At 70.9% G+C, this 13439-nt stretch carries 12 protein-coding genes; 7 read left to right on the forward strand and 5 right to left on the reverse strand.

The genetic code is table 11. From position 1 onward, the window contains the following. Positions 1-213: 213 nt before the first annotated feature. Positions 214-1896 (reverse strand): hypothetical protein, encoded by a 1683-nt coding sequence (locus R0232_RS37740; protein WP_431514308.1) that lies wholly within the window; start codon positions 1894-1896, stop codon positions 214-216. 216 nt (positions 1897-2112) lie between these two features. Here R0232_RS37740 and R0232_RS37745 point away from each other — a divergent pair, with 216 nt between their 5' ends. Genes R0232_RS37745 through R0232_RS37760 form a run of 4 tightly spaced genes read left to right on the forward strand, consistent with a single transcriptional unit; the run spans position 2113 to position 7093 of the window. Continuing rightward, complete coding sequence (locus R0232_RS37745; protein WP_431514649.1) at positions 2113-2985, forward strand: ABC transporter permease subunit; 873 nt, start codon at positions 2113-2115, stop codon at positions 2983-2985. After that, positions 2982-3716: an ABC transporter ATP-binding protein gene (locus tag R0232_RS37750; RefSeq protein ID WP_057591211.1), complete on the forward strand. Its 735-nt coding sequence runs from the start codon at positions 2982-2984 to the stop codon at positions 3714-3716. The genes R0232_RS37745 and R0232_RS37750 overlap by 4 nt, the downstream gene beginning before the upstream one ends. A gap of 43 nt (positions 3717-3759) precedes the next feature. Continuing rightward, positions 3760-4767, forward strand: coding sequence for an ABC transporter substrate-binding protein (locus R0232_RS37755; protein ID WP_431514309.1), 1008 nt, complete (start codon positions 3760-3762; stop codon positions 4765-4767). A gap of 22 nt (positions 4768-4789) precedes the next feature. Beyond that, positions 4790-7093, forward strand: a complete 2304-nt coding sequence (locus R0232_RS37760) for a molybdopterin guanine dinucleotide-containing S/N-oxide reductase (protein ID WP_431514310.1) — start codon at positions 4790-4792, stop codon at positions 7091-7093. A 13-nt stretch (positions 7094-7106) separates the two neighbouring features. Here the strand turns inward: R0232_RS37760 and R0232_RS37765 are convergent, their stop codons facing one another. Continuing rightward, positions 7107-8528, reverse strand: coding sequence for a trypsin-like peptidase domain-containing protein (locus tag R0232_RS37765; protein WP_256222928.1), 1422 nt, complete (start codon positions 8526-8528; stop codon positions 7107-7109). Positions 8529-8795: 267 nt separating this feature from the next. On the opposite strand from R0232_RS37765, the gene R0232_RS37770 reads away from it, so the two are divergent. Together R0232_RS37770 and R0232_RS37775 are read left to right on the forward strand one after the other, a co-directional pair. Beyond that, positions 8796-9881, forward strand: a complete 1086-nt coding sequence (locus R0232_RS37770; protein WP_431514311.1) for a hypothetical protein — start codon at positions 8796-8798, stop codon at positions 9879-9881. 92 nt (positions 9882-9973) lie between these two features. After that, positions 9974-10861, forward strand: a complete 888-nt coding sequence (locus R0232_RS37775) for a hypothetical protein (protein ID WP_431514312.1) — start codon at positions 9974-9976, stop codon at positions 10859-10861. A gap of 21 nt (positions 10862-10882) precedes the next feature. Here the strand turns inward: R0232_RS37775 and R0232_RS37780 are convergent, their stop codons facing one another. Further along, complete coding sequence (locus tag R0232_RS37780; RefSeq protein ID WP_296785780.1) at positions 10883-11491, reverse strand: TetR/AcrR family transcriptional regulator; 609 nt, start codon at positions 11489-11491, stop codon at positions 10883-10885. A gap of 78 nt (positions 11492-11569) precedes the next feature. Between R0232_RS37780 and R0232_RS37785 the strand changes: the two genes are divergently transcribed. Next, the gene (locus R0232_RS37785; protein ID WP_431514313.1) at positions 11570-12211 is read left to right on the forward strand and encodes an NAD(P)H-dependent oxidoreductase; all 642 of its coding nucleotides are present in this window, start codon (positions 11570-11572) and stop codon (positions 12209-12211) included. Between the two features lie 34 nt (positions 12212-12245). On the opposite strand, the gene R0232_RS37790 is transcribed toward R0232_RS37785, so the two are convergent. Together R0232_RS37790 and R0232_RS37795 are read right to left on the reverse strand one after the other, a co-directional pair. Continuing rightward, on the reverse strand, positions 12246-12812 hold the full coding sequence (locus tag R0232_RS37790) for a hypothetical protein (protein ID WP_431514314.1): 567 nt from the start codon (positions 12810-12812) through the stop codon (positions 12246-12248). 66 nt (positions 12813-12878) lie between these two features. Beyond that, a complete protein-coding gene (locus R0232_RS37795; protein ID WP_431514315.1) occupies positions 12879-13382 on the reverse strand; it encodes a hypothetical protein in 504 nt (167 codons plus the stop codon). Positions 13383-13439 lie beyond the last annotated feature (57 nt).

Below are 13439 nucleotides of genomic sequence, written 5' to 3' on the forward strand. Positions count from 1 at the left end.
CGGAAAGGAACGTGGGAAAGCCGCGCGGACGAATCCGCGCCAGGAGGAGAGGACAAGGAGTCGGCGCGCGCGGCGCCGGCCGTGCAGGCCCGGGCGAACGCCCGTGCACGGGCAGCGCCGATCTTCGAAGCTCAGGGCTTCGCGGCTAACGAAAGTTTTCGCAGAAGCTATCTCGCTCAGCGCGCATGGAGCGCTCCCGCGCCTTTCATCCGCTCAATCCAGCAGCCCGTCCCAGTAGAGCCGCGCCGCCGCCAGCACGGTCCGCATCTGCGTCGTGTGCGCGAGCCGGAAGGCTGCGCCGCGCACGGTCTCGTCGGGGAACTCGCTGATCAGCGTGAACGGCACGGTCGAGCGCTCGTCGGTGATCACCATGCAGGGAATGCCGTTGATGGGCGCGAACGGCAGCTCGCCGACGTGGGCATGCCACATGCGCTGCTGGAGCGCATTGAACGCGGCCAGCTCGGCCGAACCCGCGAGCAATTCCTTCGTGAGCGCATCGAGGAAGCGCAGGCCGTCGTGGCCCCGGTGCTGGCGCAGGATCAGGAAGAAGCCCTTGGGCACCGTCCACAGCTCGCTGCCGCGCGGCACGTAGCCGGCGCGCGGGCGCGTCCATTCGTGCGCCGGGTAGCCATGCAGGCTCAGGTGCAGGCGTGCGCCGGTGCGCGCGATCGCCTCGAGCCGCGGCGCCTTCTCGCCGAACGGCGGCTTCGTGCGCGCCTCGAGGTCGTCGCCCAGCGCGGTGTAGCGCGCGGCATGCGCCATGTGCGTGGGGTCGGTCTGCTGGAGCCGGTGATGCAGCGCCGCGCCGTCGGGGTTCTCGAGCGCGACCAGCGCATAGTGCGCGCCGGGCAGCGCATTGAGCAGCGGCGCCGCGCGCAAGGCGCCGACCACGCCCGAGCTCTCGTTCGCATGCTGGCCGGCCGTGACCACCAGGCCCGGCAGCGTGCCGCGCACATGCAGGCCCGCGACCGGGCGGCCCTGGAACGAGGTCACGCCGAAGCGCTCGCCGGGCAGGCGCGCCATCGCGGCCTCGACCTCGACCGGAGCCAGCGAACGGTCGGCGCTGTCGAGCACCAGGGCGGTGTCGACGGGCGGGTCGACCCGCCGATGCGCGGCCAGCCGCACCGTGACCCGCGTGTCGTCCTCGCTGCGCGAGATCAGCGGCACGATGTGGCCGGGCTGCAGCGTGCGGTCGGCATCGTCGAGGCCGGCGCGCGCCTTGAAGAACTCGAGCGTGCCGTAGTAGCAGTCCTCGTGCAGCGCCTCGAAGGTGTCGATCGTCTCCTCGCCGAAGGGCAGCCGGCGTTCGATGCCGGTGGTGGCGATCGCGATCTCGAGCGTATCGAACAGCGGCAGCGTGTCCGGCCAGGCATGGCCGCGCACCACGTCGAGCGCGGCCGCGCAGGCGGCCTCGAACTCGGTGGGCAGCGCGGCGTCGTGCACCAGCGCGTCGCCGTCCCAGACGCGCAGCCAGCCGCAGGGCGAGGCGGTGGCGTCGTTGGGCGCGAACACGCGCCACTGCCGCGCGCCGGCCGTCACGAGGTGCTCGCCGGGCAGCTCGCCGTCGGCGAAACGCAGCGCGACGTCCTCGCCGAGCAGGCCGGCCAGCGGATAGGCCTCGAGGCGAAAGCGCTGGCCCTGGCCCGCGGGCGTGCGGACCTCGATCGACGTCGCCCCATCGCCCTCGAACTCCTCGAGAAAGAAATGCACGAGCGGCTTGTAGGCGCTGCGCAGCACGGCCTGCACGCCTGCCGCGGCGAGCGCCTGCTCGGCGGCGCGGCGCATGGGGGCGTCCTCGAACAGCCAGGCTTCGATGCGCGTGACCGGGCTGGCGCCGAAGCGTTCGACCAGTTGCACCAGCGTGCGGGGGAAGGTGGCGTCGAGCAGCAGGGTCATGGCGCGAAGAATAAACCGCCTCGCGGCGTGGGGTTACCAACGGGAAGACACGCTGCCCAAGGGACAGCCGCTCCCAGTCTTGGCCCTGGCGCGCGCAATGCAAGCACGGAATCCGCATACGTTGATCCGTTTTTGTTCTTTGGCCTGCAGGTGGGCGCACGCTAGCCTGCGCCGGCTCCCGACTCACGGGGACCCCTCATGGAAAGCCTCGCCTCGATGTCTCATGTCTTCGACAACCTCCCGCTGCCCACGGCACCTGCTGCTGCCGTGCCGGCCGCCAAGCCACCGCCGCCCCGCCGCGCGCCGCGCCTGCTGTCGCGCAACCAATTGCTGCTGATCTCCTGGCTGGTGCCGGCCCTGGTGCTGGTGGTGTGGGAGCTGGCGGCGCGCGCCGGCTATCTCTCGATCCACGTGCTGCCCGCGCCCAGCAAGGTGGCGGCCACGGCCTGGGGCCTGATCCAGGAAGGGCGGCTGATCAGCGACATGGGCACCAGCCTGCTGCGCGCGGCCACCGGCTTCGTGATCGGCGGCTCGATCGGCTTCGCGCTCGGCACGGTGGTGGGCTTCTCGCGGCTGGCCGAGGCGCTGTTCGACCGCAGCATCCAGATGATCCGCGCCATTCCCTTCCTCGCCATGCTGCCACTGGTGATCGTCTGGTTCGGCGTGGACGAGGGCGGCAAGATCTTCCTGGTGTCGCTGGGCGTGATGTTCCCGATCTACATCAACACCGTGCTGGGCATCCGGCAGGTCGACCCCAAGCTGCTCGAGCTCGGCCGCGTGACGGGCCTGAGCAATGCCACGCTGATCCGGCGCATCGTGCTGCCGGGCGCGCTGCCCTCGATCCTCGCGGGCGTGCGCTATGCGCTCGCGGTGGCCTGGCTCGCGCTGGTGATCGCCGAGACCATCGCCACCAGCTCGGGCATCGGCTACCTCGCGATGGATGCGCGCGAGTTCCTGCGCACCGACGTGATCGTGCTGACCATCGTGGTCTACGCCACCATCGGCGTGGCCTCGGATGCGGTGGCGCGGCTGCTCGAGCGCCGGCTGCTGGCCTGGCATCCCAACTATGCGGCGGGAGAGCGGCGATGAGCGCGCAGCCATCGCAACCCGAGGCGCCCGCCGTCGTCGTGCACGGCCTGCAGCGCCGCTATGGCGAGCGCACCGTGATCGGCGGGCTCGACCTGCGCATCGCGCGCGGCGAATTCGTCGCGCTGCTCGGCGAGAGCGGCTGCGGCAAGACCACCCTGCTGCGCGCGCTCGCCGGCCTCGATGCCATCGACGGCGGGCGCATCGACGGACCGCGCCAGCCCGCGGTGGTGTTCCAGGAACACCGGCTGCTGCCGTGGGATTCGCTCTGGCGCAATGTCTCGCTGGGCCTCGACGAGGCCACCGGCAAGGCACTCGCTCAAGCTGCGTTGGCCGAGGTCGGCCTCGGCGACCGGCTCGACGACTGGCCGCGCAACCTCTCGGGCGGCCAGGCGCAGCGCGTGGCGCTGGCGCGCGCGCTGGTGCGAGAGCCCCGGCTGCTGCTGCTCGACGAACCCTTCGCCGCGCTCGACGCGCTCACGCGCATCCGCATGCATGGCCTGGTGAAGGAACTCGTGCGCCGCCACCGGCCCGGCGTGCTGCTGGTCACGCACGACGTCGACGAGGCGGTGGCGCTGGCCGACCGCGTGCTCGTGATGCGCGACGGCGCGATCGCGAGCGAATATGCCGTGTCGCCCGAGGCCAATGCCAGGCGCACGCATCCCGATGCCACGGCGCTGCGCGAGGCGCTGCTGGCCGAGCTCGGCGTGGCGGCCGACAGCGTGCCCGCCTGAACCTCTTTTTTCGTTTTCCTTTCTTCACCGGCCTCTTCCCTTCATGACCTCCTCGTTCTCCCCGGCCTCGCGCCGCAGCTTCCTGCAGACCGCCGTCGTCGGCGCCGGCGCCCTGGCCACGGGCCTGGCCCAGGCGCAGGCCGCCGGCCCGGCCAAGGCCACGCGCAACACCGACACCGTGCGCCTCACCTGGGGCCGCGGCGGCCTGCCCGCGCTGGCGAAGAACCGCGGCGAGTTCGAGAAGCTGCTCGCCAGGGACGGCATCAAGGTGCAGTGGATCGGCCCCTTCCCCAACCATGCGCCCTCGCTGCAGGCCGTGACCGGCGGCAGCGCCGACTTCGGCTTCGGCGGCAGCACCACGCCCGCGCTGGCCGCCATGCTCGCGGGCTCGCCGCTGGTGTTCACGCAGTTCGCCATCGTCGAGCCGCGCAGCACCGCGATCATCGCCAAGGACGGCTCGGGCATCGACAAGGTGCAGGACCTGGTGGGCAAGTCGGTCGCGGTCAACCGCTCGGGCCTCGGCGAGTTCCTGCTGGTGGCCGCGCTCGAGAAGCACAACATCGACCGCAGCAAGGTCAAGTTCGTCTATCTCAATCCGCCCGACGCCGGCCCGGCCTTCGCGCAGGGCAAGATCGACGCCTGGTCGATGTGGAGCCCGGGCGTGGACATCGCGCGCACCGAGTACAAGGCGCACGACGTCTTCTTCGAGGGCCGCGACCTCGACTTCCTGATCGACTTCAACTCCTACGTCACGCACCGCAAGTTCGCCGAGGAGAACGTGGCCATCGTGCGCGCCGTGAACGCGGCCTATGCGGCCGAGGCGAAGTGGATCAGCGAGCATCCCGTGGAGGCCGAGACCTTGAACCAGCAGGACGCCGGCTACAGCGACGCGGTGCGCGACACGCTGGTCAAGCTCAAGCGCCGCTGGGACGTGCGCGGCGTGCAGGACGCGAAGTTCATCCAGGAATTCCAGAAGGCCTCCGACTGGCTGTCGGAGCGCAAGATCCTGCCGCAGAAGGCCAAGGTCACGGACTACCTCGCGCGTCTGTAAGGCCCGCGCGGAGTTCCGGCCCATGCCGCTGACATCCACCCATTGGGGCGTGTACCGCCCCGTGGTCGAGAACGGCCGCCTCGTGGCCATGCGGCCCGCCGAATGGGACGCGGCGCCCTCGCCCATCGGTGCCTCGATGGTCGGCGCGGTCGATTCGCCCACGCGCGTGCGGCGCCCCGCGGTGCGCCGCGGTTTCCTCGATGCCGCCACGCGGCATCGCAGCGGCGACCGGCGCGGACGCGAGGCCTTCGTCGAGCTGCCGTGGGACGAGGCGCTCGACCTGGTGGCGCAGGAGCTGCAACGCGTGAAGCAGGCGCATGGCAACCGGGCGATCTACGGCGGCAGCTACGGCTGGTCGAGCGCGGGGCGCTTCCACCATGCGCAGAGCCAGCTGCACCGCTTCCTCAACGCCTTCGGCGGCTACGTCCACAGCAAGGACAGCTACAGCCTCGGCGCCGGCCGCGTGCTGCTGCCGCACATCGTCGACGGCATGGACGCGCTGCTGCAGAACCACACGAACTGGGACGTGCTCGAACAGCACTGCGAGCTGTTCGTGGCCTTCGGCGGCCTGCCGCTGCGCAACACGCAGGTCAGCCCCGGCGGCGCGAGCGACCATGGCGTGGCACCGGCGCTGCGGCGCATGGCGGCCTCGGGCCGCACGCGCTTCGTCAACCTCAGCCCGGTGCGCGCCGACCTCGATGCCGTGCCCGATGCCGAATGGATGCCGCTGCGCCCCGGCACCGACACCGCGCTGATGCTGGGCCTGGCCTTCGTGCTGATCGACGAGGGCCTGCACGACGAGGCCTTCTGCCGCAGCCATGCGGTGGGCTTCGACCAAGTGCGCGACTACATCCTGGGCCGCGCCGACGGCGTGCCCAAGACACCGGCCTGGGCCGCCGAGCGCTGCGGCATCGCGGCCGAAGCCATCGCCACGCTCGCGCACCGCATGGCCCGCAGCCGCACGCTGGTGAACTGCACCTACTCGCTGCAGCGCGCGCGGCACGGCGAGCAGCCGTTCTGGATGACCGTCACCCTGGCCACCCTGCTCGGGCAGATCGGCCTGCCGGGCGGCGGCTTCGGCCTGGGCTATGGCTGCATGAACTACATCGGCAGCGGCCACGGCAGCTTCTCGGGTGCGCGCCTGCCGCAGGGCGTGAACCCGGTGGCCGACTTCATTCCGGTCGCGCGCATCGCCGACATGCTGCTGAACCCCGGCGCCCCCTTCGACTACAACGGCGGCCGGCACCACTACCCCGACATCCGCCTCGTGTACTGGGCCGGCGGCAACGTGTTCCACCATCACCAGGACCTCAACCGCACCCTCGAGGCCTGGCGCCGGCCCGAGACCGTGATCACGCACGAGCAGTACTGGACCGCGCAGGCCCGGCATTCCGACATCGTGCTGCCAGCCACCACCACGCTGGAGCGCGACGACATCGGCAGCGCGGGCAGCGAGCGCTTCATGGTCGCGATGCATGCGGCGATCGCGCCCGTGGGCCAGGCGCGCGACGACTACGACATCCTCTCGCAACTGGCCGAGCGGCTGGACATTGCGCCGGCCTACACCGAGGGCCGCGATGCGCGCGAATGGCTGCGGCATCTGTACGAAGGCTCGCGGCCGCGTGCCGAGGCCGCCGGCCTGGTGCTGCCTGCGTTCGACGCCTTCTGGGAGATCGGCCGCATCGACATCGGCCGCACGAACGCGGTGGCGAACGACCCGGTGGTGCTGCTCGCGCCCTTTCGCGCCGACCCCATCGCGCATGCCCTGCCCACGCCCTCGGGCCGCATCGAGCTGTACTCCGAGCGCATCGCGGGCTTCGGCTACGACGATTGCCCGGGCCATGTCCGCTGGTTCGAACCCGAGGCGCCGGAGGGACCGATCCAGCTGCTGTCGAACCAGCCCGCGACGCGCCTGCACAGCCAGTACGACCATGGCGCGCTGAGCCGCGCCTCGAAGATCGCGGGCCGCGAACCGATCACGCTCAATGCGCGGGACGCACGCGAGCGCGGCATCGCGGCCGGCGACGTGGTGCGCGTCTTCAATGCGCGCGGCGCCTTCCTCGCGGGCGCCGTGCTGTCCGACGACGTGCGGCCCGGCGTGGCGCAGATCGCCACCGGCGCGTGGTACGACCCGCTCGACGCGCAGGCACCGGGCAGCCTCGAGAAGCACGGCAATCCGAACGTGGTGACGCCCGATGTCGGCAGCTCGAAGCTGGCGCAAGGGTGCGCGGCGCAGAGCGCGCGGGTGGAGGTGGCGTTGTGGCGTGGCGAGGTGCCGGCGATCACGGCTTTCGACCCGCCGGCGTTCGAGCGGCTCGTGCCATAGCGGCCACCCTTCCTCAACCGCAGCGCGGCTCGCCCGCGCGGGTGCAGATCGGCACGAAGATGCGCGTGCCCGCGCGCTGCACCAGCAGCGCCGCCGTGCCGTCGGCCGTGTCGAGCTGCTGCGCCAGCGCCTCGGCGCTGTCGATCGGCTGGCCGTTGAGCGCCAGGATCAGGTCGCCCGGCTGCACGCCCGCGCGCGAGGCCGCCGCGTTCACGCGCTGCACCAGCAGGCCGCCCTCCACGCGCAGCAGCTGCCGCTCGGCCGGCGCCAGCGGACGCACCGCGAAGCCCAGCCGCGACGGCGCGCTCGCGGCGCCGGTGGCCAGCGGCGGCGTCTCGAAGCCGTCGACGCGCACCTCGAGCACCTGCTCCGTGCGGTCGCGCCACACCATCAGGCGCACGCTGTCGCCCGGCGTCTGCTCGGCAATGAAGCCCAGCGCATCGGCCGCCTGCACCACCTCGCGGCCCTGCACCGCCAGGATCACGTCGCCCGGCCTCAGCCCGCCGGTCTCGGCCGCGCCGCGCGGCTCCACGTAGTTCACCAGCGCGCCGGCCGGGCGCGGCAGGCGGAAGGTGTCGGCCAGCGCCTGCCCCACCTCCTGCACCGACACGCCGATGCGCCCGCGCGTGACCTTGCCGGTGGCCAGCAGCTGGTCCTTGATGCGCATGGCCGCGTCGATCGGAATCGCGAACGAGAGGCCCTGGTAGCCGCCGCTGCGGCTGTAGATGCGCGAGTTGATCCCGATCACCTCGCCGCGCAGGTTGAACAGCGGCCCGCCCGAATTGCCGGGGTTGATGGGCACGTCGGTCTGCAGGAACTGCATGTACTCCGCGCCCGGCAGCAGGCGCCCCTTCGCGCTCACGATGCCGGCCGTCACCGAGTTGCCGAAGCCGTAGGGCGAACCGATCGCCACCACGCCGTCGCCCGGCTCCACGCTCGAGGGCTCGCCGATGCGCACCGTGGGCAGGCCGCTCGCATCGATCTTGAGCAAGGCCACGTCGGCCACCGCGTCGAGCCCGACCAGCCGCGCGCGGAACTCGCGCCGGTCCGGCAGCTTCACCGTGATCTGCGTGCCGCGCGCCACCACGTGCGCGTTGGTCAGGATCAGCCCGTCGGCGCTGATGAGAAAGCCCGTGCCCAGGCTGGCCTGGTCGGTCTCGGCGGGCTGCGGCTGCGCGCCGGGCACCAGCAGCAGCCAGCGGTCGCTGAGGCGGCGCGCCGGCGCCGAAGGCCGCTCCACGCCGATGTGGACCACGGCCGGCCCGTAGCTCTTGACCAGCTCCGCGAGCCCCGAGCTCGGCCATGGCATCGCCGCCTGCAACGGCCCGCCGAACGCCAGCCCCGCGAGCGCGACGGCCAATGCCGCGCAGAAGCGCCACGTCCGCGTGCTCGCTCCGGCGGCGCGCGGCGAGGGTCTGGCGGACGAAACGGTCATGGCGGTCTTTCAGGAGCAAGGTGGGCCCAGCCGCACGATGCGCCGACGAACAGGGTCGAGGCGCGCGGACGGGGCTGGCCTCGAAGACAAGACGGTCCGGGGCGGGCGGAACTGCGCTTTGTCATGAAAATTTCATGAAGCGCCAGGCCGGCGGCTGCGTCGCTGCTTGCGATATCGTGTCGCCGTGATCCGTCGCTGGCGAGCATTGCCGTTCGCCATGACGCCCCCGGAACGAACACGCGCGTCGTCATGCGCTCCCCCAGACAGATGAAGAAGCACGCCACCCTGTTATCGGCCGGCGCCATGGCGCGCCGCTCGATCGTGCGGGCGCCCGTTCGCAAGGCCTTGGCGATGCTGCTGCTCGCAGGCGCGCTGCTGCCCGATGCTTCGCGCGCACAGGCCCTGTCCGTGCAGGTGCCTCATGGCCTCGCCGGGTCTGCCGCCTGGCTCGAGAACATCGCGCTCGGCATCGATGTCTGGCTGGTCGCGCACGAGAATGCGCGACGCACGCTGCTGCTGGGACGCTGCACGGCGTTCGATCCCCGCTTTCCCGAACGACCCGCGCCCGCGATGGTCACGGCCAGCACCGAGGTCTTCCACTGGATGACGGGCGAGGGTCACACCGACCTGCCGCCCGAACCCTACTCGGTGGCGCTGCGGAACGTGCTGCCGGTCCTGGCGACGCACGTGTTCGATGCGAACGAGCTCGCGTCCTGGGACGCCGTGCGCGGCTCGGCGCAGATTCGACGGGGCCTGGCGCTGCACGAAGTCGAGGTCGCGCTGGTCAAGGCGAGCGACGCGATCGTCGACATCAACTCCGGGCGCTACTGGGGCTGGCCGCTGGCACGGGTGGCGCGACTGGCCGACGCGCAGGGTTTGCGGGCGGAAGTCGACGCGACGCTGGAGACGATGGTTCCCGGTGCGGCCGCGCGCCTGCGCAACATCAGCCTCGTGCCTGCCGAAACACCCGCGGACGAGCCCTTGCTCCGCGCCGTGTCCCAGGCCGGCGAAACGCTGGCCCCGCGGTTCTTCGAGCAACTGACGCCCGCCGACCACGAGGCCTACGAGCGCGTCGCGCGGATCGAGGTGGTGCGACGCTGGTTGACCTTGACCCAGGCGCTGCCGCGCTTCGCCCTGAGCCATGTGTCGGACATGGTTCGCGACAACCCGATGCCGAACGCAGCAGCGGATTTCTGCAGCCGCATGGATCTCCCGGCGTGCCGTCCTGGCGAAGCGGTGGAGGCCGCCATCACTGCATACCTCTTGGCATTCGGCAGCGCCTTGCGCAGCGATACGACGGTGGATGCGGCGCGGCTGATCGTACGCAAGCTGCCGAGCTCGGGGTGCTCCTAGATTCGTGGCCGGGCTCGGCGAAGCGGCGTGCTAACGTCGATGCCAAAGGGGCCTCGGCCGAGGCCCCGACCACTCCGACGAAGATGGGATCGATGAGCCTGACCCGCGCATGGTCGCGCCTCCAGTCACTGCGCGACCAGCCCGCCCGCAGCGACGTGCTGCTGACGCGCGCGGGCCTGATCTGCTGCGTTCCGATCATGCTGGCCTACGGCTGCGCCGGGCTCGTCTATGGCGAGCTGCCGATGCTCACGCCGTTCGGCTTCGTCGAGATGCCCGGTGCCTGCGCCTGGCTCACGGCCGCGATGGCCTTCGCGCTCGCGGTGCTCGCGACCGACTGGCTGGTGCGCGGCGAGCTGGCCACCCCGCGTGCCTCGGTGATCGTCACGACGCGCTCGTGGCGCGTGGGCGATCCGCCGATGCCTGCCCTGCCCCCGCATGTGTGGCCGCAGCCGCGCAGCTCGCCGCTGCGCATCGCCTGCCTCGGCATCGCGGCGGTGGCCTGCGCCTCGGCGCTGGTGGGACGCGCCACGCTCGCGCTGGGCTGGCAGGCCTTCGCGCGGCCGGGCGGGCTGGCGCCGAACGCGGAATGGCCGCTCTACCCGCTGCAATGGCTCTGGCCCTGGTTGCTGCCGCTGACCCGCCGACCCGTGGTGCTGGGCACGATCGTGGTGGGCGCGGTGCTGCTGCTGGCCGCCTACCTGCTGGCATGGCGCAAAGTGCGCGGTGCCTGGCTGCCGTTCATCACGATGCTGCCGCTGCTGGTGGCGGTCCATTTCCTCGGCGCGGCCGGCTTCGACTTCGCGGCCGCGCGCGGCCTCGGCGGGATCGTCGAGCCCGAGCTGTCGGCCGCGCTGGCGCAGCGTCCCGGGCACTACAACATCCACACCTTCCTGAGCCTGTGGTGCGCCATCGGGGCCCTCACGGTCGGGATGATCGGGGGCTTCTGGCTCGAGGCCTCGTCGGTGTTCGAAGAGGACTGAGCGGGCGCCGGCGCGAGCGGCTCAGGTCCTGCGTGCGATCCGCACGATGGCGTCGTAGATCTCGTGCTCCGCATCCGCCGGCTCGATCTCTCCCGCGGCCGCCGCGAACGAGACGGCCTCGGCCGTGCCCAGCATCGCACGCATGCCCGCCAACGCGAGCGGCTGCTTGGCAAAGGGCTGCAGCGCATCGCGGCACTTGGCGAGGAACAGCGCCTCGTGCTCCTTCTTGAGCGCATCGAGCTCGGGCGAGCCGGCCAGCGCGGCGCTCACGCCGGGCATCTCGCGGCCCATCTCCATCACGCAGTTCAGGTAGGTGGCGGCGATCACCTTGGCCACGGCCGGCAGCGACCGGGCCGCGACCCGCAGGGCCTCGTCCATCAGTGCGTGCTGCCGGCCGTCGTACTCCTCGTAGAGCACCCCGAGCAGCCCGGTGCGCGTGCCGAAATGGTCGTAGACCACGGGCTTGGTCACGCCCGCGCGCTCGGCCAGGTAGCCCAGCGTGAGCGCGTCGGTGCCCTCGCCGCGCACGATGGACCACGCCACGTCCAGCAACTGGCGGTTGCGTTCCTCCTTGGGCAGGCGCTTCTTCGCCGCGACTTGCACGGCCGGTTTCGTCGGGTTGCTTGACATCCTTAAACTACCAAAGGTAACCTACGAAGCGTAGACTACTAAAGGTAGTTTACACCCAGCCTCAAAGGAACCACCTTCATGCATGCCCTCATCGTCGTCAGTCATCCCTCCCCGCAGTCGCTCACGCACGCCGTCGCGCGCTCGTTCGCCGAGGGCGTCGAGGCCTCCGGCGAGCACAGCACCGAGATCGCCGACCTCGCCGCGGAGGGCTTCCAGCCGGCCTTCAGCCAGGCCGACGCCACCGCCTACCTGCTGCAGGCGCCGCTGCCGGCCGACGTGCTGCGCGAGCAGCAACGCATCGACCGCGCCGACGCGCTGGTGCTCGTCTATCCCGTCTACTGGTGGTCGTTCCCGGGCCAGCTCAAGGGCTGGATCGACCGCGTGTTCTCCAACGGCTGGGCCTACGACGAGCGGCCCGACGGCTCGCTCGGCAAGCGGCTCGGCCACCTCCCGATCCACCTGATCGGCATCGGCGGCGCGGACGGCGGCACCTATGCGAGGCACGGCTACGACAAGGCGATGCGCACGCAGATCGACCATGGCATCTTCGATTTCTGCGGCGCGCCGGTGCTCAGCTCGGAGTTCCTGGTCGATGTGAATGGGCAGGGCGGGGCCGCGCATCTGGTCACCGCGCGGGGGCTTGGCAGCCATGCGTTCTCGAAGGGCGCCGTGGCCGGGGGCAAGCGGGCCGACGCGGTCGAGCTGGCGTCATCGAACTAGGCCCAGGCTTCGATCGAAATCGCAGGCCCCGAGGTCAGGATTCGAAGGCCGCGCGAAGCGACGCCTCCACCTTGGCGTCCTCGATCTCGGGCAGCAGCATGACCACGCCCTCGCTGGCCCATTGCGTCAGGGCATCGAGCAGCGCCAGGCCAGGCGGAAGCCATGGCGAACCCGGCGTGGCCTCCTGCACCGCCGCCAGGCTCGAACCCCGGCGCAAGGTATCGGCGCGCTGAACGATGAGGAAGCGCGACCGCGCGGCCCCGTTGCCGAGCCACAGTCCGCCGGGCGCCAGCAAGTATTCGCCACGGGGCGATCGCATGTAGGTGGACGCGTCGCTGCCGAAGAACAGCCGTCCGCCGTCGAAGTCGGCGAGGTACTCGTAGTCCCCCGCGAGCAGGCCGTACTCGGTGTTCTTGCTCGATCGGGACCATGCGATCGATTCGGCCAGCTTCACACGCCGCGGTTCGCCGACACGCGCCAGCGACTTCGCGTCCACGAAGGCGTATTCCCCCTGTGGCGCCGCCCATGCGACGACAGGCAGCGCGGCGATGCCGATGAGCAGTTGTCGTCGATCCATCCGGATTCCCTCTAGACGTTCCATGAAGCCCCCCTTCTTCGTGGCGGATCATGGCATGCCGCCTCGACCGGTCGAGGCGGCGCTCCCTGCCTAGAACGGCTTGCTCTTCAAGCCTTTCAACACCGTCGCGAGAACGGCCGTGGCGGCCTGCGGGTCGGACGTCTCCACCGACACCCAGAAACCATGAATGCGGAAGCGGGACACATACGCGATGTAGTGGATGTATTCATCGCTCCCCTCGATGCGACCGAGATAGGAGATTTCCGCCGATGTCTCGTCCTCGTTCATCCGGACGGAGTCGTCGAGAAAATGGATCGTGCGGCCGCCCCTCACCTGGCGTTCGAGCTTTTTCCGCTCGCGGACCACGCCGGCCGCGACCGCGTAGATCTGCCCCTCGCGCACGGAGACCAGGTGCTCGGAAATCACCAGAGACGCCAGCGGCTCCTTCGAGATGAAGCTCCACACGCCCTCGCCACGCACCTCGGTATCGATCCAGTTCTCGGCCAGGTTCAGTTCGAAGTTTCTCGCTTCGACCCGCGGCGCGCTGTGACAGGCGCTCAGCAGGGCGAGCAGGCAGACGAAGACGAAGCGCACGGTTTCTCCCGCGGTTTTCTGGATGCAAGGTGCGAACGAGACTGCAGGCAGGCAACG

The organism is Variovorax sp. DAIF25 (assembly GCF_050711835.1).
Classification (GTDB): Bacteria; Pseudomonadota; Gammaproteobacteria; order Burkholderiales; family Burkholderiaceae_C; genus Variovorax.